Raw genomic sequence first — 22,419 nt, 5'->3', positions numbered from 1 at the left:
TGTGGACCCCGTCGGGGCCCGGCGGAACGTGGTCGGGCGTCCGTCCCCCGACGTCGTCAGCCACGGTCCGTCCGGCACCGAGCCCGACCGCCCGCACACGACCCGCTCACCCCCGTCGACGCACCCACCGCCCGAGAGAGGAACCGATCATGACCACCATCGTGCTCGTGCACGGCCTGTGGATGACCCCCCGCAGCTGGCGCGGCTGGAAGGACCGGTTCGAGGCCGCGGGCCACACCGTCCTCGTCCCTGCCTATCCCGGCCTCGAGATCGAGGTCGAGGCGCTGCGCGAGAACCCGGAGGTGATCGCCCGGCTCACGGTGCCCGAGACCCTCGACCACCTCTCCGCGCAGATCGAGGCGCTGCCCGAGCCGCCGATCCTCATGGGCCACTCCTTCGGCGGCACCCTCACCCAGCTGCTCCTCGCCCGCGGCCTAGGCTCGGCGGCCGTCGTCGTCGACTCCGCACCGACCGAGGGCGTGCGCGTGACCCCGCTGTCGCAGGCACGGTCGCTGTTCCCGGCGCTGAAGAACCCCGCGAACTTCCACCGCGCCGTCGGTTTCACGCCGGAGGAGTTCCACTACGCCTTCGCGAACACGCTCTCGCGCGAGGACTCCGACGCCGTCTGGCGCGAGTTCGCCATCCCGGCACCGGGGAACTGGGTGTGGGCCTACGGCCTCATCGCGAACTTCAAGCCGGGCAGGCAGGAGACCTGGGTCGACTACGACGCCGACCGCGCACCGCTGCTGTTCATCGGCGGGGAGAAGGACCACATCATGCCGCCGTCGGTGAACAGGTCCAACGCCAAGCACTACGCGAGGTCGCCCGCCGTGACCGACTACCACGAGTTCCCCGGGCGCTCGCACTGGATCTGCGCCGAGCCAGGCTGGGAGGAGGTCGCGGACTACGCCCTGGCGTGGGCGCTCGAGCACGCCCGCACGGCTCCGGTCCCGGCGCCCTAGGCGACCCAGCGACGCCGGTCCCCGGTTCGACGAGCCGCGCGTGCGCGTGACGCGAACCGGGGGCCGGTGGTCGTCGTGGGGCTCGACGAGCTGCGGAGGCTCGACGCCCGCACCGGTCCGACGACTGACGCTCGCCTGCCTCAGACGCTGCGCAGGCCGTCGACGATCAGCCGCACGACGCCGTCCGACTCCTCCCGCCGCTCGGACCGGACCGAGGCGGTGCTGATGCCGTGCAGGGCCAGCATCACCGTGCCCGCGGAGACGTCTGCCCGGAGGACGCCTGCCTCGGCGCCCTGGCGGAGCAGCGCAGCCACGGCACGTTCCAGCGCCGCGCCGTCGTCCGTGAAGGCGTCGCTGTCGTGCTCGGCCACCGCGAGGAACGTGCGCCCGAGGCCGCGCTGGGCGTACATGTGGTCGACCATCTCGTGCAGGAACGTCGAGAGAGCGCGGTCGGCAGGCAGGGTCGCGGCGAGGTGGGTCACCCGGTCGCGCAGTGCGGACACCTCCGCATGGAACACCGCGGCGACGAGGGCCTCGCGGCTCGGGAAGTGGCGATACAGCGTCCCGGCCCCGACGCCGGCGCGTCGGGCGACGTCCTCGAACGGGACCTGCGTCCCCTCGGCCGCGAAGATCTCCCGGGCGGCCGCGATCAGCGCCTCGCGGTTGCGCTGCGCGTCCGCGCGGAGCGGCTTGCTCATCAGTACCTTCCCGTTGACAGGTGGAGATCGTCTCCGTATGTTAGTGGAGACGCTCTCCGCTTGCTCCCTCGGAGGAGACCGCCCCCTCGACGGTACGGAGACGCTGTGAAGATCGCCATGGTCGGCCGAGGCGTGATCGCCTCCCTCTACGGGTGGGCCCTGGACGATGCGGGCCACGACGTCGAGCACCTGGTCCGCCCGGGACGCGCCGCGACGTACGTCGACCCCGTGGCTCTCGACGTGATCGACGCCCGCCGCACGGGCCGGTCGACCCGCGTCGTCGAGAGCTGGAGGCCCCGGTACCGAGAGACGCTGACGCCCGAGGACGGCTGCGAGCTCGTCGTGCTCAGCGTGCCGCACCACCAGGTCGGCGAGGCCACGGAGTTCCTGGCGCCCCGCATCGGCGACGCGACGGTGCTGATGTTCAGCAACCTCTGGCAGGACCCGACCTCCGCCGCGGAGCCCCTGCCCGCCGCCCAGGTCGTGTGGGGGTTCCCCCAGGCCGGAGGAAGTTTCGACAGCGCGGGCACCCTGCAGGGGGTGCTCCTGCCGGCCCCGATCTTCGGGCAGCTCTCCACTCCACCGACGACGCGCGACGCGACGGTCCGCGACACGTTCCGCACCGCCGGCTTCCGGATCCGGGAGCAGGACGACCTGCGCGGGTGGCTGCTGCTGCACACGGTCGTCGACGCCGCCCTGTACTCGCAGGCCCTCCCCCTCGGCTCGCTGGCCGACCTCGTCGGTGACACGGCCCGCCTGCGACGCGCCCTCCTCACCGTGCGGGAGCTGCTCCCCGTGCTCGAGGCCCGGGGCGTCGACCTCGGGAGGCACCGACGGACGACGCTCCCCTTCTCCGTCCCGCTGCTCTCCGCGCTCGCGATGTCGATCGTCACCCGGCACGTCCCCGTGGCGCGCCGCGCGCTCGAGGCGCACTCCGACCCGAACGCGACGGAACCGCGGGTCGTCTGCCGGGACGTCCTCACGGAAGCCCGACGCCTCGACATCCCCACGCCCCGTCTGGCCGCCGCGGAACCGTGGTTCGCCCTCGCCTGACCGCCGTGGAGCACCGGCGGCAGCGGTCGGCCTTTCGGGCACCCGGACGTGCCCTCGGGGCTGCGCGGCCGCCGACGTGGGGCGACGCGGCGTCCTGCACCGTCGGACGATGGGGCCCCTGTCGCACAGGACCGACTCGTCGAGGAGCGAGACCGGCGCCCTCGCCGACGGACGACGATCGACCGGTGGCGACCGGACGAGCGCCGACGTGGGCGCGCGCGGCCTGCTGGCCCTGCAGCGTCGCGCCGGCAACGCCGCGGTCAGCGCCCTCGTCCGCGGGACCGGGTCCGGCGACGGGACCGGCACGAGGTTCGACGCCGCGCTGACGCAGCCCCGCACGGCTGAGCCGCACGACAGCCGGCGCGCGCCGCCGCCGGTGCAACGACAGGAGCCCGGCGCCGCCACGGAGGAGTCCCCGACGGGCGTCGCCGACCAGCCCGGGGTGCCCGAGGGCTGGATGGTGCTGCCCTTCCCCATGGCGACGTGGCACGAGATCTCCCGGGGCACGCAGCTGAGCCGGGAGGAGACGGAGCGGCGGCGCAGGCTCCTGGAGCAGTCGGCGATCAAGGTGGCGCCCAGCTATCCGTGGGCCGCCGCGATGCTCCTGAGATGGCTCGCGGGAACCGCGAAGGAGCAGCTGCTGAACCTGACCCCGGAGCAGCTGCTGCGGGACGACTCCGGGTTCCCGGCCGCGGTGCGGACGTCGATCCGTGACGTGCTGCGCAAGGGCGTGGCGGCTCGCCTCGACGAGTCCCATCCCGAGCACGTCGCACCGGACCAGCGGGAGCTGCACCTGCGCGGCACGGGATCGTTCGACTTCATCGGGCCCGGCCAGAGCCCGTCGTCCCTGTCCATGTTCCAGAAGGACCTGTCGATCGCGCTCGGCGGCGTGAGCTACACGATCGACGCGCACGTCGCGCTGCGGTGGACGAACGGCACGCTGACGTCGGCGCACGTCACCGCCGCGCAGATCTCCATCGTCGACCACTACGACTTCAACCTCGACGACCTCGCGATGGTGCCGCTGCCCCCGGGGACGTCGATGCCGGCCGACCTCGCCGTAGCTCCGCTGCCGCCCGGCCTGAGCCTGCAGGACCTCCCGCTACCCGAGGAGGTCGTGCAGACGACCATCTCCTTCCAGGGGCAGGAGTGGATCGTCGTCAAGGACGCGTGGCTGTCCGACATCGCGGTCTCGGGCGGGGCGGTGAACTACCCGGTGCGCATCGAGGCGTTCGCCATCCCACCGGGGTTGTTCGACCCGTTCGTCGTCTCCGGGGCTGCGGTCGAGTAGCGCGGCGTGGTCACCGGTCCGCCGCACGACCCGGCCGCGGTCAGGTCAGGCACTGACCCAGACGCTGCCCGCCCACGCTCGCCCCGGCGACGCCGGTGATCCTCCGCGGCCCGGTGTTCTCGTGGCAGACGAGGTGGTGCGCGACGTGCAGGTCGCCCAGGTCGATGCTGTGCTCGTTGCGCTCCAGCAGCACCGACCCGCCGACGCTCGTCCGGCACGGGTGGGTGCCCTCGACCCCCAGCCGGGCGTAGTCGGTGAGCGCGGTGACGCGCAGGTCGCCCACGACCGTCGTGCGGCACACCAGGACGTCCCCCGCGCCGTCGGCCGTGAGCCCGCTGAGGAACGCCGAGTCGTGCACGACCAGACGCCCGCCCCGAGCGGTCACCGGCCCGATCAGGGTGCTCGCGCGCAACCGGGTCATCTCCTGGGTCTCGACGTCGTACACGCCGCCGACCCGGGCGTAGCGCAGGCTCACCAGGTCCGCACGGCCGGTGACGCTGCCGCGCACGGTCGACGCCGCCGCGGAGAGCGACACTCCCGGGAGGTCCTCGCCCCAGCCGTCACCCAGGAACACGTCACCGTGCACGTCGGTGTCGGACATGCTCACGGGCCCCCGCGCGCGCACGTTCCCCTGCACGACCGAGCCGTCCATCGTCAGGCGGGCGCCGCGATGCACCGAGACCCACCCGGCGACGCGCCACACCGCTCACGGTCCACCCCCGTAGCCGAGCCCTGCGTCATTCTCCGCCCGCAGGTGACGACGACGTCAGCGACCACCGCTCCCGCCTAGGCTGACCGGATGCCCGAGCAACCAGCACGACGTCCGCGCGTGGAGGAGCTCGCCTGGGAGCCGACGCCGATGGGCGAGATCAGCCTGCGCCGGCGCCGGGACCCGGTGACCGGAGCCGACGTGCTCGAGATCAAGCTCGGCGACGAGTTCCTCATGTCGAGCATGTTCACGGTGGCCGAGGAGGAGCTCGCGCGGCTCGGGCTGGCGATGACAGGGACGTCCGCCGAGGGCGGCGCGGCTCCGCTCGACGTCGTCGTCGGCGGCCTCGGGCTCGGGTACACCGCGCTCACCGTGCTCGAGGACGCGCGCGTCGGCTCGCTCGTCGTCGTCGACGCGCTCGCCGAGGTGATCGGCTGGCACCGCGCCGGGCTGATCCCCGCCGGCACCGTGCTCACCGCCGACCCGCGGTGCCGCCTCGTGCACGCCGACTTCTTCGCCGCCCTCGCGTCGGTCGACGGCCTGGACCCCGACGCGCCCGGCCGCCGGTGGGACGCCGTCCTGGTCGACATCGACCACTCGCCCCGCCACGTGCTCAACCCCAGCCACGCGAGCTTCTACACGCCCGCCGGGCTGCAGCGGCTGCGCGGGCACCTCAAGCCCGGCGGCGTGTTCGCGCTGTGGTCCAACGACCCGCCGGACGAGCCGTACCTGGAGCTCCTCCGCACCCTGCTGGTCGACGTCCGGGCGGACGTCGTCACCTTCCCGAACCCCCTCCAGGACCGGGACGCCACCAACACGGTCTACCTCGGGCGCGCGCCGGTCTGATCCCGACGGGCCACGGCCGGTGCCGTCCGCGTCATCGGCCGGCGCGCCGTGCGAGCGGTGCACGCGCGGGACAGGACGCCCGCACGCGGGCTCACTCCCGGTCGACGGGAAGCTCCTCGATGAGCGGGAACCCGGCGAGCTCGAGGTCGACCGCGCGGGTCGCCGGGTCGAGCGCCGGGAACGACGCGGTGAAGAGGAACGGGACGGCGGCGTCGACCTGCTCGGACAGGTCCGAGCACAGGCACTCGACGGTCCCCCCAGGGTCGGTGCTCAGCGCCGCGAGGGTGGGCTGGTACCGGATGTCCTCCGTGGGGACCTGCAGGGCCAGCCCCCGCACGTCGTCCGCGAGGCGGACGTCCGGGCTCAGGTACGTGCCCGGCACCTGCAGGGTCCCGTCGCCGAGGTACGTCAGACGCAGCACGAGAGTCGTCGCCTGGTCGTCCGCCGAGATGTCGACGACGTCGAAGCGCGTCGGCGTCGGGACCGTCTGGTAGGCGAGCTCGCCCTCGACCGAGCGGAGCACCTCGTCGTCCTCCTGCGCGGAGACCGCCTCGATGAGCTCGGTGGCGGTCCAGTCCGAGGTCTCGGCGTCGCTGTCGACCGACGGCGTGTCGTCCGGCGAGGGGGTGTCGTCCCCGGTGCACCCCGAGACGAGGAGAACGGTCGCGAGGACCACCGCCGCGCTCCACGGGGCGCGGCGTGCAGCACGCGTCTGCCGGATGCCGGTCACTGGCCACCGCCCTTCAGCGTGTACACGACGGTCACGCGTCGGTTGGCCTGCTTGCCCTCGTCGGTGTCGTTGGAGGCGACGGGCTCCGACTCGCCCTTGCCGGCGCTCACGAACGTCACACCTCCGCCGGACGCGGGCTCGAGCGACTCGCGCACCGCCAGGGCGCGGTTCTCGGAGAGCGTCTGGTTGAACTCGTCGGTCCCGTCGGCGTCCGTGTGCCCGGTCACGACCACCTCACCGGTCCCGCGTGCGGCGATGTCCGCCGCGAGACCGGCCAGCACGGTCTGGGCCGGCGAGCCCGGGTCCGTGGCGCCCGTCGCGAACAGCACGTTGGTGTCCAGGGTCACCGCGACGTCCCGCGGGCTCTCCTGCGCCTGGGCGATCGCCTGGAGGTCACCGGAGCGACGCAGCAGCGTCCACGTCACGGCGGCCGGGTCCGCGGCGGCCAGCTCGGCACCCTCGGGCAGCCTCGGCCAGCCCGCACCGAGCAGCGGCGCCGGCTCGTCGCTCACGGGCTCCAGGGCGCCGTCCTCGACCGGGACGCCGGGCACGATCGTCCCCGACGGCATCCGCACCTGCACCGTCGTCGTGGTCGGGGGCAGTGCGGGGAACACGGCCCAGCCGACGACGAGCGCGCCCGGGTCGGTCGACAGGTCCCGGGTCGCGGTCGCGAACGTCGAGTCGACGTCCCGCAACGGGCTGTACATCGTGGTGGACGCGACGTCGACGAGGCCGATCTCCGTGGCGTACGCGGCGTCGTCGGGGCTCGCGCTCTCGAACACGCTCTCGGCGAGGAGGTCCTCGTCGGCGTCCGGCGCGAGACCGAGGGAGTAGTAGACGGCCGTACCCCCCTCGACGCGACGAACGCCGTGCACGAAGCCGACGACCTCGGGGCTCCGCGGGTCCCACCCCTTGCGGAACGTGAAGGAGCCCAGGACCGGCACGTCCTGCCCGTCGACCACGACGACACCCGAGGGGACGCTCTCACCGGGCTCGTTCGCCGCCGTCGCCGGCAGGGCCGCCGTGAGGAGTGCGCCGGCGAGCGCGAGCACGCCCGCCCGCCTCACCACACCGTGAACCGTCATGGACTCCCCTGCCTCTGGTTGTGTGCCCGGCCGCGGCGCCCGGGCGAGACCGCCCGAGACCTCGCTGGGGAGCGCGCCGTCGCCGTCGCGTCGTGAAGGAGCTCAAGGCCCATGCCCTGGAGTCGTGCTCGGTGCGGCGTCCTCCGCCGGGCGCCGTGAGGAACCACGGTCCCGGTCGCACATCCACTGTAGGCGCCCTCCGCCCAGACCATCCCGCGATATATGCGGACCTACGGGTAGATGTCGAAACCCAAATGACGACTTTTGCTTGACGCTCGACAGAAGACGTCCCTACGGTCAACCCATGGTCAACGGCGACCCACCGGAAGCTCCAGGTGCCCTGCTGCTGCAGGACGCTCCCTGCCGCGGCGGCGCAGACGCCTGAGGCGAGGGCCACCTCGCACCCGCACGTCCCCAGGACGACCACCCTTCAAGGAGGAAGAGTGCGACCACGAACAGCTCGACGCCCGAAGGCCCTCGCGGCCCTGCTGGGCCTGTCCCTGCTCGGTTCGGCGGTGACGGCGACAGCCCTGCCGGCGGCCGCAGCCGACGACGACCTGCCGCCCCAGCAGCCGGGCGTCACCCTGCGGACCTACGCCCTGGGGGTGGCGCAGCAGTCGATCTGCCAGATCCGGCCCGGCACGACCCCGAACGTCGACAAGCACATGGCGACCATTGACTGGACGACGCCCGAGGAGTTCGGCGCCGCGGACAACTTCCGCTCGGACGTGATCGCCACCCTGCACACCCCCGTCGCCGGGGAGCACACCTTTCGCCTGACCAGCGACGACGGGTCCAGGCTCGTCGTCGACGACCAGCTCGTGGTCGACCACGACGGCTTGCACGAGGCGATCCCCCAGGACGGCGTGATCACGCTGGCCGCCGGCCACCACGACCTGCTGGTGGAGTACTTCGAGGCCGGCTTCGACCAGGGCCTGCGCCTGGAGTGGCGCACGCCGGACTCGGACGAGTTCGTCGTCGTGCCGTCGTCGGCCCTGAGCACGGACCGGGACGTCGTGCGCGTGACCGCGCCCGGGACCAAGTCCTGCGCGGGCGACAAGGACACCCCGGGGGACGGGCTGCGGCTGGACGCCGTCCACCCGAACTACACGCTCACCGACCTGCTGCCGGACGGCTTCGAGCCCATGGTGTCGGCGCTCGACTGGACCGACGAGGGCGACCTCGTGGTCGTCACCGCCGGTTCCGTGAGCCCGAGCGGACCGGTGCCGGACCCGGAGCCGGGCGAGGTGTTCGTGCTCAGCGGCGTGACCGGTGAGACCGACGCCGAGCAGGTGACCGTGACCAAGGTGGCCACCGGGCTGCTCAACCCCATGGGCGTGGCCGCCGTCGACGGGTCCCTCTACGTCTCGGAGCGGGACCGGCTCACCGAGCTCACCCCGGACACGGACGGCGACGGCCTGCTCGAGCACCGCACGGTCGCCGAGTGGCCGTACGGCGGCAACTTTCACGAGTTCGCCTTCGGGCTCCTCCACGACGACGACTACTTCTACGTGACGCTGTCGGTCGCGATCGACAACGGCGGCGCGACGACGGACCCGCAGCTCGCCGAGAACCGCGGGACGAGCATCCGGGTCGACCGGGAGACGGGCGACATCCATTACGTCGCCGGAGGTCTGCGGACCCCGAACGGGCTCGGCTGGGGTCCGCAGGGGGAGCTGTTCGTCATGGACAACCAGGGCGCCTGGCTGCCGTCGTCGAAGCTGCTCCACATCGAGCAGGACCGGTTCTTCCACCACTACACGAACCCGGCGGGACCGTTCGACGGGAACCCGGTGACCAAGCCGGTGCTGTGGCTGCCCCAGAACGAGATCTCGAACTCGCCGAGCAACCCCGTGCTGCTCGAGGAGGGGCCGTTCGCCGGTCAGATGCTCTTCGGTGACGTCACCTACGGCGGGCTGCAGCGGGCGTTCCTCGAGGAGGTCGAGGGCGAGTACCAGGGAGCAGCGTTCCGCCACACGGCCGGTCTCCAGGCCGGCGTGAACCGGACCGTCGTCGGCCCCGACGGTGCCGTCTACGTCGGCGGGATCGGCGAGGCGGGCAACTGGAGCGAGTCGGGCAAGCTCGACTACGGGCTGCAGAAGCTCACCCCGAACGGGACGAACGCCTTCGACATGGTCTCGATGAGCGTCACGGAGGACGGCTTCGACGTCCGCTACACCCAGCCGCTGTCGGAGGGCACGGCGCAGCGGATCACGCAGGACGCCGAGGCCGGCTACGACGTGCACCAGTGGCGCTACGTGCCCACGCAGCAGTACGGCGGCCCGAAGATCGACGAGGAGGTGCTGCTGGTCACCGGCGCGGAGGTGTCCGAGGACAGGCGGACCGTCCGCCTGACCGTCGACGGCCTCAAGCCGGACCGCGTCGTGCACCTGCGTTCGCCGCGGCCGTTCACCGACGCCGACGGTGACGAGCTCTGGAGCACGGAGGCGTGGTACACGCTCAACGCCATCCCCGGCTACGTGGCTCCGGACGACCTCGGCTACCACGAGGCCGAGGAGGCGCAGATGCTCGGCGGCGCCTCCATCGCGATGGACCACAGCGGCTACTCCGGCTCCGGGTTCACCGCCGGTCTCCAGGCCCCAGGCGCCTCCGTGACCTTCACGACCCAGGTCGACGAGGCCGGGACCGTCCCGGTCCACCTGCGGTACGCCAACGGGCCGAACCCGTTCCAGGGCACCAAGCGCATGTCGCTGCACGTCAACGGCGTCGAGGTCGACCCGGTGGAGTTCCCGAGCACCGGGGACTGGAAGACGTGGCGGACCCTGACCCGCGAGCTGGACCTCCGTGCGGGATCCAACACCATCTCCTTGCGCTACGAGGAGGGCGACGACGGGAACGTCAACCTCGACGTCCTGCGGGTCGGTGCGGACCCGGACATCTGCGCACCGGACGCGCCCGAGGACGGCTACACCGCACTCTTCGACGGCACGCTGGCGAGCCTCGACGGCTGGCGCATGGCCGGGCCCGGTGGCTTCGGCCGGCAGGCCGACTGCACGCTGCGCACCCAGGGCGGCCTGGGCCTGCTCTGGTACACGGCGCAGGAGTTCGGCGAGTACACGCTCAAGCTCGACTGGAAGCTCGTGAAGGACGACAACGGCGGCGTGTTCGTCGGCTTCCCGAACCCGGGGAACGACCCGTGGGTCGCCGTCGAGCAGGGGTACGAGATCCAGATCGACGCGAGCGACGAGGCGGACCGCACGACGGGCGCCATCTACACCTTCCAGGGCGCGGACCCCGCCGCGGTCGCCCGAGCGCTCAAGCCGGTGGGGCAGTGGAACGCCTACGAGATCGAGGTGGCGGGCGACACGATCCGCGTGCACCTCAACGGTGTGCTCGTCAACGAGTTCACCAGCACCGACCCGGCGCGTGACCTGTCCTCGGGCTTCGTCGGCCTGCAGAACCACGGTGCCGGCGAGGCGGTCTCCTACCGGGACGTGCGGATCCGCAGCACGTCCTCGTCCGGCACGTACGAGCTCGAGGACGGTGAGCTCGACGGCGGGGCGCAGGTGGGCACGGAGCACCCCGGGTACTCCGGCTCCGGCTACGTGCAGGGCTTCGGCGGCCTCGGGGCGGGTGTGACCACGACGGTGGACGTCGACGCCGCGGGCACGTACCCGGTGACGCTCCGCTACGCGAACGGCCCGCACCCGTTCGCCGGACCGAAGACCGTCTCCCTGCACGTCGACGGCACCGATCTCGGGCAGGTCACCCTGCCGAGCACCGGGGAGTGGTCGGTGTGGTCGAGCGTGACGGTCGACGTCCCTCTGCAGGAGGGCGGGAACACCGTGACCCTGCGCCACGAGGACGGGGACGACGGGAACGTCAACCTCGACCGGCTGCGGGTCGGCGAGGTGGTCGCGGCCTCACCGCCCGTCACGACGGCGACGGTGAGCCCCGAGCCGGTGGACGGGTGGCACACGGCCGAGCCGACGGTGACGCTCGCCGCAGAGGACGCCGACGGCGTCGCGTCGACGCAGTACCGGCTCGACGACGGTGACTGGCTCACCTACGAGGGGCCGTTCGCGGTCCCCGGTGAGGGTGAGCGCACCGTCTCCTTCCGCTCGACGGACACGCGCGGTGCCGTCGAGGAGCCGTCGATCGTGGTCGTCGCGGTGGACACGGTGGCACCCCAGGTGGCCTTCTCCGGCAACGCCGGGAGCTACACGGTCGACCAGCGGATCACCATCGGCTGCGCGGCGACCGACCCGGAGCCCGGGTCGGGAATCGCCTCGACCACGTGCGCCGACGTGCAGGTCCCGGCCTGGACCTACGGCCTCGGCACCCGCACGCTCACCGCCTCGGCCACCGACGTCGCAGGGAACGTGGGCGAGGGCGCCACCGAGGTGTCGGTCACGGTCACCTTCCGGTCGCTGCGGTCGCTCGTGAACACCTTCAGCGACCGCTGGGTCACCACAGCGGTGATCAACAGCACGCTGGTGCGGGCCGAGCACACGCGGAACGCCACCGCACGCAGGATGCTCCTGACCGGCGTCGAGCGGCACATCGCGCAGCAGGTCGGCAAGGCGTTCACCGTCGAGGAGGCGGAGGTGCTCACCCCCTGGTGGCGGCGCTGCGCTGAGGACTCGGCGCGAGGAGCCCGGGACCGGGCTCCGGGCTCCTCCGCCGACCTCGTCCTCCCGCGACTCTGCGGCACCTCCTCCTCCGGCCATTGAGAGAGCGCTCTCTGACGCGTACGGTGCGATACGCCCGTTTGGTCCGATCTTGGAGGAACCGTGAACAGCAGACACCAGCGGACGGCAGCGTCGCCGACCGCAGCAGGACGCGCCCCGACGTCACGGGGACGCCGCGCGGTCGCCGCCCTGATCCTCGCCGCCGCCGGCGCGCTCGCCGTGACCGTCGGACCGCTCAGCGCAGCATCCGCAGCGGAGACCGTCACGGTCCAGGCGGAGTCGTACGGTGCCGAGTCGGGCGCCCGGACCGAGAGCACGGGCGACACGGGCGGCGGCAGGAACGTCGGCTGGCTCGCCGACGGTGACTGGCTGCGGTACGACAACGTCGACCTCGGGCTGACGGGCGCGCACAAGGCCACCCTGCGCCTGGCCTCGGCGAGCAGCGCCGGCGGCACCGTGGAGCTGCGTGCGGACTCACGCACGGGCCCCCTGCTGGGAACGTTCGCCGTCTCGTCCACGGGCGGATGGCAGACGTGGACGACGAAGACGGCGAGCTCGATGACGATGGCCACCGGCGCGCACACCGTCTACCTCGTCCTGCGCAGCCCTCAGGCCGGCGACTTCGTGAACCTCAACTGGTTTACGGTCACCGCTGACGAGTCGCACACCATGCCCCCGATGCCGACGGCGGGCTGGATCCCCGTCGACGCCGCGAAGCAGGCCGCTGACACCGCGGCGTTCTTCGCCCTCACGCCCAAGCCGATCACCAACGACCCGGTGCGGGTCCCCGAGTTCCACGCCCTGTGCCAGGTGAGCCACCACCTCAACGACGACCCGATCGTCGTCCCGAACCAGCCCGGCGCCTCGCACAACCACACCTTCATCGGCGCCACGACCACCGACGCGTTCTCGACGTTCGACTCCCTCAAGGCCGGCGGCACGAACTGCAACCCGGTCGAGGACAAGTCGGCCTACTGGGTCCCGACCCTCTACTCGAACGGCAAGGCCGTGGACCCCGTCGGCGGGGTCATCGTCTACTACGGGTCGAGCCTGAAGGACCCGAGCCGGGTCCAGCCGTTCCCCGAGGGCTTCCGGATGATCGCCGGCAACGCCAAGCAGCAGACGGACACCCCGGACAAGCAGGGCAACCACTTCTGGTGCGCGGGCATCGGCGGGGCCACCGGCCGGACCGCGGACGGCGTCATGCCGATCTGCGCGCCCACCGCCCAGCTCACCTACCAGCTGGTCTTCCCTCAGTGCTGGGACGGCAAGCACCTCGACAGCCCGGACCACAAGGCCCACGTCGCGCACCCGGTCGCGGGAGCCTGCCCGACGACCCACCCGGTCCCGATCCCGCACCTGTCGTTCGTCTTCTCCTACCCGCACGGCATGGACACGACGAACGTCACGCTCGCCTCGGGGTCGACGTTCTCGATGCACGGTGACTTCTTCAACGCCTGGGAGCCGGCAGCCCAGGCGCAGCGGGTGCGGACCTGCATCAACCAGTCCGCGAAGTGCAACGCGGCGGGCGGCTTCTGACCCCGCCGTGAGCCTCGGGACCCGGTCCGGCCACGGGCCGGGCCGGGTCCTCCGGCGCGCTCAGCACGCAGGCCGAGCAGCACGACGAACGTGGCGACTCCCGCGGCGCTGCCCTGCCGGCCATCGGTCACGCGCTGCTGACAGCATGGGTGCCGTGCAGACGATGGGGAGCCTGCCCGGCGCCGACCCGTGGGGCCACGACGAGCCCCCCGCGGTCGACCCGGCCACCGTGCCGCCGCTGCCCCCGCGCCTGGCTGAGCTGGCCGCGCTGGCCGGGCCACGTCCTCGTCGCGCGGATGATCGGTGGCCCGAGGCCCGCGAGCTGCCCGAGGTCCAGCGGCTCGAGGCCGACGGATGGCAGGTGCTCGAGCCGGCGCCGCTGCTGGCCTGCCTGCCGGCCCTCTGGCCGCGTGCCTCGCGGTGCTGGGTCCCCGACCGGTTGCCGCGGGTCGTGCTCGAGCAGCGCACGAGCGAGCGGGCAGGGGGGCCGGTGACGGTCCGCCCCCCGACGGACGCCGAGATCGCGGTCGACGACGAGCACGCGGACCACTGCGCGCGGATCGCCGGCCTGCCGGCACCGCCCCGGCGTCGGATCTGGCTGCTGCGGTCCCCGTGGCCCGAGGCTCTTCCGCTTCCTTGGCTCCTGCGTGCACTTCAGGACATCGGTTGGGCCGCCGCTGGTCCCACGCCCACGGCGGACCCGCTCGCCCCGGTGGCGGCGCGGCTGCTCGCCGACACGTCCCCGGTCGGCGCCGACCGCATCCTCGCCGAGTGGCAGGGGCCGGCAGCCGCGGCGGCCGCCGCCTGGCGGGGGGTGGCCGACCGGCCGGCCGAGCACGTCGAGCTGGCTCTCGTCGGGGCCGTTCCCGAGCTGGTGACGGCGGTTCGAGCCGCCCTCGGTCGTGCCGGCCTCCCGGAGGCGGACGCCGTCCGCCTGCTCCTGGCTACCGACCCGACGACCCGTGCGCCGGCGTGGGTGCCGCTGCTCCGCGAGGGCCTCACCACGGTCGAGGAGCTGACAGCCGACCCGACCTGGTGGGACCCGGCCGACGCTGCACCCGTGCTCCGTGCGGGCTGGACCGTGCGCGACCTGGCGGACCTGCCCGAGACAGGCTTCGACTGGGACCCGATCGGGTGGCGAGCCGCGGGCGTCACCGCGCGCACGCTGTGCCGACTGATCCGGCGCCGCCCGGCGATGCGCCCGCACGAGCTCCTGCCGTGGACGGCAGCCGACCTCGAACCCGATCTCGTCGCCGACGTGCTGGACGCCGACCCCGTCACCCAGCCGCACGAGTGGCTCGCGTACGGCGCGGGCGGGCTGGGGCCGGAGGTCGCCCTGGACTGGCTGGCCCACGGGTTCGATGCCGCGCAGGCCGTCGCGTGGGCGGCGAGGGGCGTCGTCCCCGCCGAGGCACGGGTGTGGCGGTCGAAGGGCCTGGGTCCGGCCGACGTGCCGTCGGCCGCCGGCGAGGACGACGTCGTGCTGCCCGAGGGTTCCTGGGTGTCGATGGGAGGGTGCGACCGTCGCTCCCGGACCTGGTCCGTGACCGACCCGCCGGGCACCCGAGGCCGCGTCGCGGACGGCCACGGGCGCCTGGACCACTGACCGGAGCCCGCGCGTCAGCGGGACGGCGGACCGCGTTGCCTTGCTGGTGTGCGCTCGGTGTCCGTCCACTGCCGACGGTGCGCGTCCGGAGGAGCGACGACTGCGTGACGAGCGAACCGGCCGTCGTCCGGGATCGGACGAGGTGACCACCCCGTGGACGCACGATTCGTCTGTTTTGTGCCCCCTGGCACTATCGCGGAGCCAGGGGGGTGTCAGTCGATGACGACGAACACAGCACGGAGCACGACCGCACGACGACGTGCGGCGCACCGGTCGAGGTGCAGGGACCAGGACCGGGGCCGCGTGGTCTGACGGGTCCCGAGCGCAGCAGTGCCGAGCGCGGGAGACCACCGGACACCCGGCACGGGCCGAGATCCGATCGAGCCACGGAAGCGTGTATGACACACAGCAGTGCGCCCAGCGCCACGGTGATCGTGCCGACCTTCAACCGAGCAGACCTCCTTCGCCTGACGCTGACGTCGCTGTCGGCGCAGTCACGGAGCGACTTCGAGGTCATCGTCGTGGACGACGGATCGACCGACCGGACGAGGGCGGTGGTCGACGAGTTCACCCGTGCGCTACGCCTGACGTACGTGTTCCAGCCGGACGAGGGATTTCGGGTGGCGCGCGCACGGAACTTGGGGATACGCCTCGCGGATTCGCCGATCTGCGTCTTCGTCGACTCCGGCGTCGTCATGCACCGCACGTCGGTCGACCGACACGTCGAGGTCCAGGCGGGCGAGGACGTGGTCGTCGGGCGGCTCCTCGGGTTCAGCCAGGACAACTCCTCCGAGGAGGAGCTCGTCAGGCTCTGGACGAGCCTCGGCGAGGGGTCTCGCTTCTCCCACCTCGAGGGTCGCGAAGACTTCCAGGATCCCCGGGACCACTGCCTCTCGTCCCTCGACGTGCCCTTCGGCTCGTGGCCGGCACCCTGGGCGCTCTTCTGGACCGCGAACGCCTCTGCGCCGACGCAGATGGTGCTCGAGGCCGGCGGGTTCGACGAGGCCTACACGTCGTGGGGCGTCGAGGACGTGGATCTCGGGTACCGACTCCACCGCAGCGGCGCGAGATACCGGTGGGCGCACGATGCGGTGGGCTTCCATCACCCCCACGACAAGCCGCAGCACAGCAGGCGGGTCTCCGCCGACTCGAATCGCCACTACTTCGCCTCGAAGTTCCCGGGCGACACAGCCGTACAGCTGCTGACGACGCACCGCGCGGTGTGCCTGAACCACGTGCTGCTGGGCGAGCTTCCATCCATGCAGGGGGTCAGAACATGAGCACGGCTGCACACAGCACGATCGATCACGACGGGGTCGTCCTCGTCGGGACCGGCGCGGTGAACCTCGTGACAGGGATCCGGCTCAGCCGGCTCGGCGTCCCCCTGCTCATGGTCGACGCCGGACCGGATCCCCGCCTCCCCGGACCCCGCTCCCAGGCGTGCACCATGGGCGGGTGCGACGGTCGGATCGTCTCCTTGAACGAGTCTCGCCACCACTTCCTGAAGCCCACCCAGGACATGGGGTGCACGCAGTTCGATCGGACGATCGCCGACGGCGGATGGCTCGGCGTGCCCCCCCAACGGCTGCGCGACAGCGACCGGGAGTGGATCGCGAAGTTCCGTGACGTGTCGCCGCTGGACTACCGCCGGCTCAACGACCACCTGATCGGCTGCAACCGGCACGGGCTTGCACGTTGGCGCCAGCTCATCTCGGAGCTCCCCGACCTGTTCGAGGGCATCACGGTCGAGCGCCTCCTGCGCGTGTACCTGAACCCGGCTGCCCATGCCGCCGGTGTCGAGGGCGAGCGTGCCATCGGAGCCTTCATCAGCGAGCTGTCGGCCGACGAGATCGACGCGGAGCTCGGGGCGATGGCCGAGTACGGCTCGCGCTCCTACCTCGGCGCGATCCGGGTCCAGGGGTTCGGGATCAACGTGCACGGATTCGTGTGCAGGTCCCTCTCTCGCCTGGAGCAGTCCGGCACACGGTTCATCTGGAACACCGAGGTCGCCGAGGTCGCCATGACGCCGGGGGGAGAGTTCAGCGGCCTGGTGACCGGTGACGGTTCGAGGATCTCCGGTACCCACGTGGTGATCTCGCCCGGCGTACCGCGCCCGAACACGCTCCTGGGGATGCCGAGCCGCGAGCTGCTGGCGGGCGTGGCAGGGGGGTGGCTGACCCTGCCGAACGACGGTCGGCGCCTCGAGACGCCCATCAAGCTGACGAGGGACGGGTTCGCGGCGGACGAGTCGAGCGCCGGCGCGAACATCATCCCGGGTCGAGCGCCCGACGGGTCGCCGGTCATCCACATCAGCTCCGGTCACGCCTATGTCGGCGCAGACCTGGAGCTCCTCGAACCCGAGTGGCAGGCCGACCTGGCGCGCGTCCTGCACGACACGGCGCGCCAGCTCTTCCCGGGCCAGTACGCCACGGGTCGGGAGCGGGGCCTCGTCGTGCCCGGCCGGCTCTCGCGGGTCTGCGTACGACCGTGGACGCCGTCGTGCGCGGGAGTCTTCGATGACCAGGCGGAAGGGCCGGGGGGCCGCCTGCTCGTCACCGGTGGTCACAACACGGGCGGGTTCGCCCAGGCGCCGGCCGTCGCGGACGCGGTGTCGGAGTGGATCGACGGTTCCGAGACGTCCGTGCGCGACTCCTACTTCCCCCGCGCTGACGTCGCGGTCGGCGCGCGGTGAGGGGGCGGCTGGTGCCCACCATCTCCACCGTCGTCGTCAACTACAACAACGGGGACTACATCAGACGCTGCGTCGAGAGCTTCCTGTCGCAGACGCGGCCACCGGACGAGATCGTGATCGTCGACGACGCCTCGACGGATGGCTCCCTCGACGAGATCGCGATGCTGGAGCGCGAGCATCCGGAGGTGCGGGTCGTGCGGCACCCCGTGAACACCGGCGTCTCGCAGACTCGCATCGACGGGATCAGGGTGTCGCAGGGCGACCTGCTCAACTACATCGACAGCGACGACTACGTCCAGTGCGACACGAAGCTGCAGGAGGAGCTCGAGCTCCACCAGTACTACGTGTCCCGTCTCGGCAGAGAGGTCGTCGCCTTCTCGGACGTGCACATCGCCGACGGGTCGGGCTCCGTGGTGTCCCGCTTCCGTGACATCCGACCGGTCCGAGAGGGAAGCATCCTCGACGGGCTCATCACCCGGACGTGCCTGGTCCCCCAGAACTTCCTGCTCAGCCGGCGCGTCTACGACGCGGCCGGCGGTCACGACCCGACGCTCCCCTTCTACGAGAACTGGGACCTCAAGCTGCGGCTGAGCGCTCAGGTGGAGTACGCCTTCACGGGCGTACCGGGCTTCGTCTACCGCCGGCACGGGCACGGCCTGTCCAACGCCGCCGTCGAGCGGCACCAGGAATGGGTCGGGAGGATCGCTCGGCGCAACCTGCCGCTGGTCCCTGCTGCACGGCGGGCTCTCGTCGAGGCCGACATCGAGAGGATGGTCCACGAGCTCCCGCTCGAGCTCGCCTTCATCAACCGGCATCTCGAGGCCGCGTCGTGAGTGCGGTACGCCTCACGATCGTGGGGTGCGGCCCCTGGGGGCTCATGGTTCTCGACCGGATCATCGAGCGGTGGAGAGCACCCGAGCCTGGCATCCCTCGCCTGGAGATCTCCGTCGTCGAACCGAGCAGGCCGGGCGGAGGCGTGTATCGCGGGACGCCCGAGTACCTGCTCCTCAACACCGCGGCAGGGGACATCGACATCCTCGGCGGCGCGGCGACGGGCGCAGCGGGGGCGTACACGTTCCTCGAGTTCCTCCACCACCGGGAGTACCGCGTCAGCGGTGTCCGGGCACCCGAGTCACGGGACTACCTCCCCCGCGTGTGGCTGAGCGACTACCTCGAGTGGACGTACGACGCGCTCGTCGACGACCTGCCCGACGGTGTCACGGTGACGCACGTGCCCGAGCGCGTGCTGACGATGGACGCTCAGCCGTCGGGCGTCGCGCTCGCGCTCTCCGGCGGCGCCGTCCTCCGCTCCGACTTCGTGTTCATCACCGTCGGCGTCCCGCCGGCGCGGCTGGACCTGTCGCTGGCCGGGCCGGGCGAGCCCGTGATCCTGGCCGGCATGGGCCTGACGGCGATCGACGCGATCATCGAGCTCACCGTGGGCCGCGGAGGGCGTTTCGAGGCCAGTGACGCGTCCGGAGAGCTGGTCTACCACCGCAGCGGCGCCGAGCCGGTCATCCACCAGTTCTCGCGGAACGGGTTCTTCCCGCTCTGCAGGCCCACGGCGCCGCTGCGTGACCTCGAGGGATGGGACGCGACGCTCCAGGTGCCGGCCGCCGAGGAGGGCGCCCGGTCCGTCGAGCTCCTCACCGCCGTGCTTCCCGCGCTGATGACGAAGATGGCCGAGGCCGAGTGCTGGGACGCCGCCGAGCCGACGGAGTGCGCCGCAACGGCCGCCTCCCCGCGGCTGCTCCACGACGACATCGAGCGTGCGCCGACGTTGCACGAGTCGTCCGAGGCCTATGAGGCGTCGGTGCGCGACACGCTGGCTGCAGACCTGATGGAGTGCTCGCTGCCCGTGCTGCCCCCACGTCGACGGGGGATCGAGAGCATGAAGCTCCTCCGGGACGAGGTCAGGCGACTCTGCGACTTCGACCGGCTCGCGCCCGAGAGCCACGTGGCCCTGCTCCGTTCCGTTCTTCCTCTGTTCTACCGGTACACGGTGGGTCCCCCCGCGTCACGCGGCCAGGAGCTGCTCGCGCTGCAACGATCCGGCGTCCTGCGCCACACGGTGGGTCCGAGTCCGAGGGTCGAGCGTGGGTCAGCAGGCTTTCGGGTCGTCTCGACGACGCTCAGGAAACCAGCAGCCGTCGCCGCTGAGCTCTACTACGACGCGTTCCTGCCGTCGCCCGGCACGGGAGAGCTCCCGGGGTTCCTCGCGGACGCCGTCCGCCGGGGCCAGGCCTGCGTCAGGCTGAGCGCCGGAAGGCCGGTAGGGATCGCGGTCGACTCCCGGTTCCACCCGAAGGGTCCCGAGGGAGGCGTGACCGACAACGTGTTCTACCTCGGCGGCCTGACGGAGGGGTCGAGGCACTTCAACTTCTACATCCCGTCGCCCGGTTTCCGAGCGCGCGCCTACACAGATGCGGACCGGTGCGTGGACGACGTCATGGCAAGCCTTCTCACCGAGGCACGGTCGGCATGAGGCACGGCAGACGGGTGGTCCTGATGCTGCACAGCGTGGTGCCCGACCTCGAGCTGAGGGCGCGGCTGATCCGCCGGCCCCGTCAGGAGATCGGCGAGAGCGAGCTCCTCCGGCTCATCAGCGACGCCCGGGGGGCCGGATGGAACCTGGTGTCCCTGGGTGAGCTCCTCGACGACCCGTCGTCGCCGGGCGACCGCCTGGCCCTCACCTTCGACGACGGGTACCGCGACTTCTACGACCACGCGTGGCCGACGCTCCGGTCCGAGCACGCGCCGTACTCGCTCTTCGTCACCTCGGGCTACCCGGACCGCACGCTGTTCCACGTGAGCCTGGTGGTCGAGGACCTGGTGAAGACGCACCGCGAGATCGACCTCCGCCTCCCCGACGGGTCCCGGACCATCAGCTGTGACGACCCGGTCCAGGCTGCGAGGTCGATCAACGACCTGCTGTGGGCGGCCGGACTCGAGTCGGCCGACGGCGCGCTGGCCCGCTACCGAGAGAGCGTGACCGACTACGGCCTCACCTGGGACCACCTGCACGAGATCGCGTCCGACCCGCTGGCGACGATCGGGGGCCACACCGTCTCCCATCCGTTCCTCGACCTCATCGACGTCGAGCAGTGCGCGAGCGAGGTCGAGTCGAACAGAGAACGGCTCAGGTTCGTCCTCGGCGTTCCTGTCGACCTCTTCGCCTACCCGTTCGGCAGGCACACGGACGCCGTGGTCGACTCCGTGCGAGCGGCGGGCTACCGGGCCGCGGTGACGACCCAGGGTAGAGACGTCGCCGCGGACGACTCCTGGCTCCTCGTCCCTCGACTCTGCGTCGAGTCCGGGAAGTCGTTCGGCGATCTCGTCGACGGGCCAGCGGGCGCGCCCGGGACGCCCAGGTGAGGGACGACGGCCGCGGAGGGCTGAAGCGGCTGCTCGTACCGGTCTACGGTCCCGCCGCGCTGGCGATGGCGAGCCTGGGTGTCGTCACACCGATCCTCGCCCTGCTCGCGATCGATCGTGGAGCCACGCCCGCGCACGCCGCTCTCGTGGTCGGGATGCTCAGTGTCGGCGGATTCGTCGGCGCTCTGCCCAGCGCGGTCGTCGTCTCACGGCTCGGGGACCGTCGGTCGCTGGCCGTGGCACTGCTGATCGAGACGGTGGCGATCGTCGCCATCTCCGCCGTGCGGTCGCCTCAAGCCATGCTTGCCGCCGCGTTCGTGATGGGCCTCGCGGGTGCCGTCGTCGCCGTGGCACGGCAGAGCTACCTCGCCATCATGGTCCCGATGAAGATCCGCGGTCGGGCGTTGGCCCTGCTGGGAGGGGTCTTCCGGGGTGGATCGCTCGTCGGTGCCCTGCTCGCAGCCGGGCTCCTCACCGTCGTGTCGATGGAGTGGACGTTGCTGGTGGCGGCGGCGCTCTCCGGTGCCGCGGCGGTCGCGACCTACGTCTTCGTGCTTCCCGGAGAAGCGTCTCGCGCGGACCCCGGGTCGAAGGTCACCCTGTGGCAACCGGGTTTCGGACGAGCGTTCTCGACCCTGGGAGTGGGCGGCGCACTGGTGATGCTGGTGCGCTCGTCGCGGGACGCGCTGCTCCCGATCTGGGGCAGTGAGCTGGGGCTGTCCGAGAGCGTCGTGAGCCTCGTGTTCGCCGTCTCGTCGGCTGTCGACCTGAGCCTGTTCTACGTCGCCGGGATCGTGATGGACCGGTATGGCCGCAGGGCTGCTGTGGTCCCCGCGATGATCATCATGGGCGTCTCGCTCCTGTGCCTGCCGCTCGGTGGGAGCCTGGCATGGGTGCTGACTGTCGCGGTGCTGCTGGGGCTCGGGAACGGGCTCTCGTCGGGAGCCGTCATGACGATCGGGGTCGACGCTGCGCCCGAGACAGCGCGGGCGGCCTTCCTCGCCGGGTGGCGCCTCGTCACGGGCATCGGTCAGTCGTCCGGCCCGATGGTGGTAGCGGGTGTCGTCGGTGTCGCGACGGCGGGTGCTGCGGCCAGCTCGGTGGGGGTGCTCGGCCTCGGGGGTGCGCTCTGGCTCTGGCGCTGGTTGCCTGGTCGACAGTCATGAGGCCACACCAGAGAC

The 22,419-nt window shown here is 72.0% G+C and carries 17 protein-coding genes; 13 read left to right on the top strand and 4 right to left on the bottom strand.

The annotated features are described in order from the left end of the window. Positions 1-149: 149 nt before the first annotated feature. Complete coding sequence (locus tag CCE01nite_RS06470; protein ID WP_034624407.1) at positions 150-962, top strand: alpha/beta hydrolase; 813 nt, start codon at positions 150-152, stop codon at positions 960-962. Between the two features lie 140 nt (positions 963-1,102). On the opposite strand, the gene CCE01nite_RS06465 is transcribed toward CCE01nite_RS06470, so the two are convergent. Further along, a complete protein-coding gene (locus CCE01nite_RS06465) occupies positions 1,103-1,660 on the bottom strand; it encodes a TetR/AcrR family transcriptional regulator (RefSeq protein ID WP_034624410.1) in 558 nt (185 codons plus the stop codon). Positions 1,661-1,765: 105 nt separating this feature from the next. Between CCE01nite_RS06465 and CCE01nite_RS06460 the strand changes: the two genes are divergently transcribed. Together CCE01nite_RS06460 and CCE01nite_RS06455 are read left to right on the top strand one after the other, a co-directional pair. Next, the gene (locus CCE01nite_RS06460) at positions 1,766-2,713 is read left to right on the top strand and encodes a ketopantoate reductase family protein (protein ID WP_034624412.1); all 948 of its coding nucleotides are present in this window, start codon (positions 1,766-1,768) and stop codon (positions 2,711-2,713) included. Between the two features lie 109 nt (positions 2,714-2,822). Next, on the top strand, positions 2,823-4,004 hold the full coding sequence (locus tag CCE01nite_RS06455) for a hypothetical protein (protein WP_034624414.1): 1,182 nt from the start codon (positions 2,823-2,825) through the stop codon (positions 4,002-4,004). 40 nt (positions 4,005-4,044) lie between these two features. On the opposite strand, the gene CCE01nite_RS06450 is transcribed toward CCE01nite_RS06455, so the two are convergent. Further along, positions 4,045-4,680 (bottom strand): hypothetical protein, encoded by a 636-nt coding sequence (locus CCE01nite_RS06450; protein ID WP_170223941.1) that lies wholly within the window; start codon positions 4,678-4,680, stop codon positions 4,045-4,047. A 123-nt stretch (positions 4,681-4,803) separates the two neighbouring features. On the opposite strand from CCE01nite_RS06450, the gene CCE01nite_RS06445 reads away from it, so the two are divergent. After that, positions 4,804-5,559: a polyamine aminopropyltransferase gene (locus CCE01nite_RS06445; RefSeq protein ID WP_034624418.1), complete on the top strand. Its 756-nt coding sequence runs from the start codon at positions 4,804-4,806 to the stop codon at positions 5,557-5,559. Between the two features lie 91 nt (positions 5,560-5,650). Here CCE01nite_RS06445 and CCE01nite_RS06440 read toward each other — a convergent pair whose 3' ends face one another. After that, positions 5,651-6,235, bottom strand: a complete 585-nt coding sequence (locus CCE01nite_RS06440; RefSeq protein ID WP_141372089.1) for a hypothetical protein — start codon at positions 6,233-6,235, stop codon at positions 5,651-5,653. Positions 6,236-6,285: 50 nt separating this feature from the next. Next, positions 6,286-7,374, bottom strand: coding sequence for an OmpA family protein (locus CCE01nite_RS06435; protein ID WP_141372088.1), 1,089 nt, complete (start codon positions 7,372-7,374; stop codon positions 6,286-6,288). 443 nt (positions 7,375-7,817) lie between these two features. Between CCE01nite_RS06435 and CCE01nite_RS06430 the strand changes: the two genes are divergently transcribed. From CCE01nite_RS06430 to CCE01nite_RS06390, 9 genes are all read left to right on the top strand, one after another. Further along, positions 7,818-12,068, top strand: coding sequence for a 3-keto-alpha-glucoside-1,2-lyase-like domain-containing protein (locus CCE01nite_RS06430; protein ID WP_141372087.1), 4,251 nt, complete (start codon positions 7,818-7,820; stop codon positions 12,066-12,068). 60 nt (positions 12,069-12,128) lie between these two features. Continuing rightward, positions 12,129-13,565 carry a DUF1996 domain-containing protein gene (locus CCE01nite_RS06425; protein WP_084142393.1) on the top strand — a complete coding sequence of 479 codons (1,437 nt, stop codon included), beginning with the start codon at positions 12,129-12,131 and terminating at the stop codon, positions 13,563-13,565. Positions 13,566-13,710: 145 nt separating this feature from the next. After that, positions 13,711-15,171, top strand: a complete 1,461-nt coding sequence (locus CCE01nite_RS06420) for a DUF5956 family protein (RefSeq protein WP_052103300.1) — start codon at positions 13,711-13,713, stop codon at positions 15,169-15,171. A 398-nt stretch (positions 15,172-15,569) separates the two neighbouring features. After that, positions 15,570-16,451: a glycosyltransferase gene (locus CCE01nite_RS06415; RefSeq protein WP_052103302.1), complete on the top strand. Its 882-nt coding sequence runs from the start codon at positions 15,570-15,572 to the stop codon at positions 16,449-16,451. Next, positions 16,448-17,863: an FAD-dependent oxidoreductase gene (locus CCE01nite_RS06410; RefSeq protein ID WP_034624425.1), complete on the top strand. Its 1,416-nt coding sequence runs from the start codon at positions 16,448-16,450 to the stop codon at positions 17,861-17,863. The genes CCE01nite_RS06415 and CCE01nite_RS06410 overlap by 4 nt, the downstream gene beginning before the upstream one ends. Before the next feature lie 11 nt (positions 17,864-17,874). Beyond that, a complete protein-coding gene (locus CCE01nite_RS06405) occupies positions 17,875-18,696 on the top strand; it encodes a glycosyltransferase family 2 protein (RefSeq protein WP_034624429.1) in 822 nt (273 codons plus the stop codon). Further along, positions 18,693-20,348, top strand: coding sequence for an FAD/NAD(P)-binding protein (locus CCE01nite_RS06400; RefSeq protein WP_034624432.1), 1,656 nt, complete (start codon positions 18,693-18,695; stop codon positions 20,346-20,348). Before CCE01nite_RS06405 ends, CCE01nite_RS06400 begins: the two co-directional genes overlap by 4 nt. A gap of 23 nt (positions 20,349-20,371) precedes the next feature. Beyond that, positions 20,372-21,238, top strand: coding sequence for a polysaccharide deacetylase family protein (locus tag CCE01nite_RS06395; RefSeq protein WP_169743969.1), 867 nt, complete (start codon positions 20,372-20,374; stop codon positions 21,236-21,238). After that, positions 21,235-22,404 carry an MFS transporter gene (locus tag CCE01nite_RS06390; protein WP_034624435.1) on the top strand — a complete coding sequence of 390 codons (1,170 nt, stop codon included), beginning with the start codon at positions 21,235-21,237 and terminating at the stop codon, positions 22,402-22,404. Before CCE01nite_RS06395 ends, CCE01nite_RS06390 begins: the two co-directional genes overlap by 4 nt. Positions 22,405-22,419 lie beyond the last annotated feature (15 nt).

Origin of the sequence: Cellulomonas cellasea (genome assembly GCF_006538745.1) — a bacterium.
GTDB lineage: Bacteria > Actinomycetota > Actinomycetes > Actinomycetales > Cellulomonadaceae > Cellulomonas_A > Cellulomonas_A cellasea.
This window is presented reverse-complemented; position numbering and strand designations above follow the sequence as displayed.

Excerpts from the sequence above, each read along its gene's own strand:
- CCE01nite_RS06445 (WP_034624418.1), top strand. The coding sequence starts at position 4,804 with ATGCCCGAGCAACCAGCACGACGTCCGCGCGTGGAGGAGCTCGCCTGG.
- CCE01nite_RS06395 (WP_169743969.1), top strand. The coding sequence starts at position 20,372 with ATGCTGCACAGCGTGGTGCCCGACCTCGAGCTGAGGGCGCGGCTGATC.
- CCE01nite_RS06415 (WP_052103302.1), top strand. The coding sequence starts at position 15,570 with ATGACACACAGCAGTGCGCCCAGCGCCACGGTGATCGTGCCGACCTTC.
- CCE01nite_RS06455 (WP_034624414.1), top strand. The coding sequence starts at position 2,823 with ATGGGGCCCCTGTCGCACAGGACCGACTCGTCGAGGAGCGAGACCGGC.
- CCE01nite_RS06465 (WP_034624410.1), bottom strand. The coding sequence starts at position 1,660 with ATGAGCAAGCCGCTCCGCGCGGACGCGCAGCGCAACCGCGAGGCGCTG.
- CCE01nite_RS06470 (WP_034624407.1), top strand. The coding sequence starts at position 150 with ATGACCACCATCGTGCTCGTGCACGGCCTGTGGATGACCCCCCGCAGC.
- CCE01nite_RS06420 (WP_052103300.1), top strand. The coding sequence starts at position 13,711 with ATGGGTGCCGTGCAGACGATGGGGAGCCTGCCCGGCGCCGACCCGTGG.
- CCE01nite_RS06410 (WP_034624425.1), top strand. The coding sequence starts at position 16,448 with ATGAGCACGGCTGCACACAGCACGATCGATCACGACGGGGTCGTCCTC.
- CCE01nite_RS06435 (WP_141372088.1), bottom strand. The coding sequence starts at position 7,374 with ATGACGGTTCACGGTGTGGTGAGGCGGGCGGGCGTGCTCGCGCTCGCC.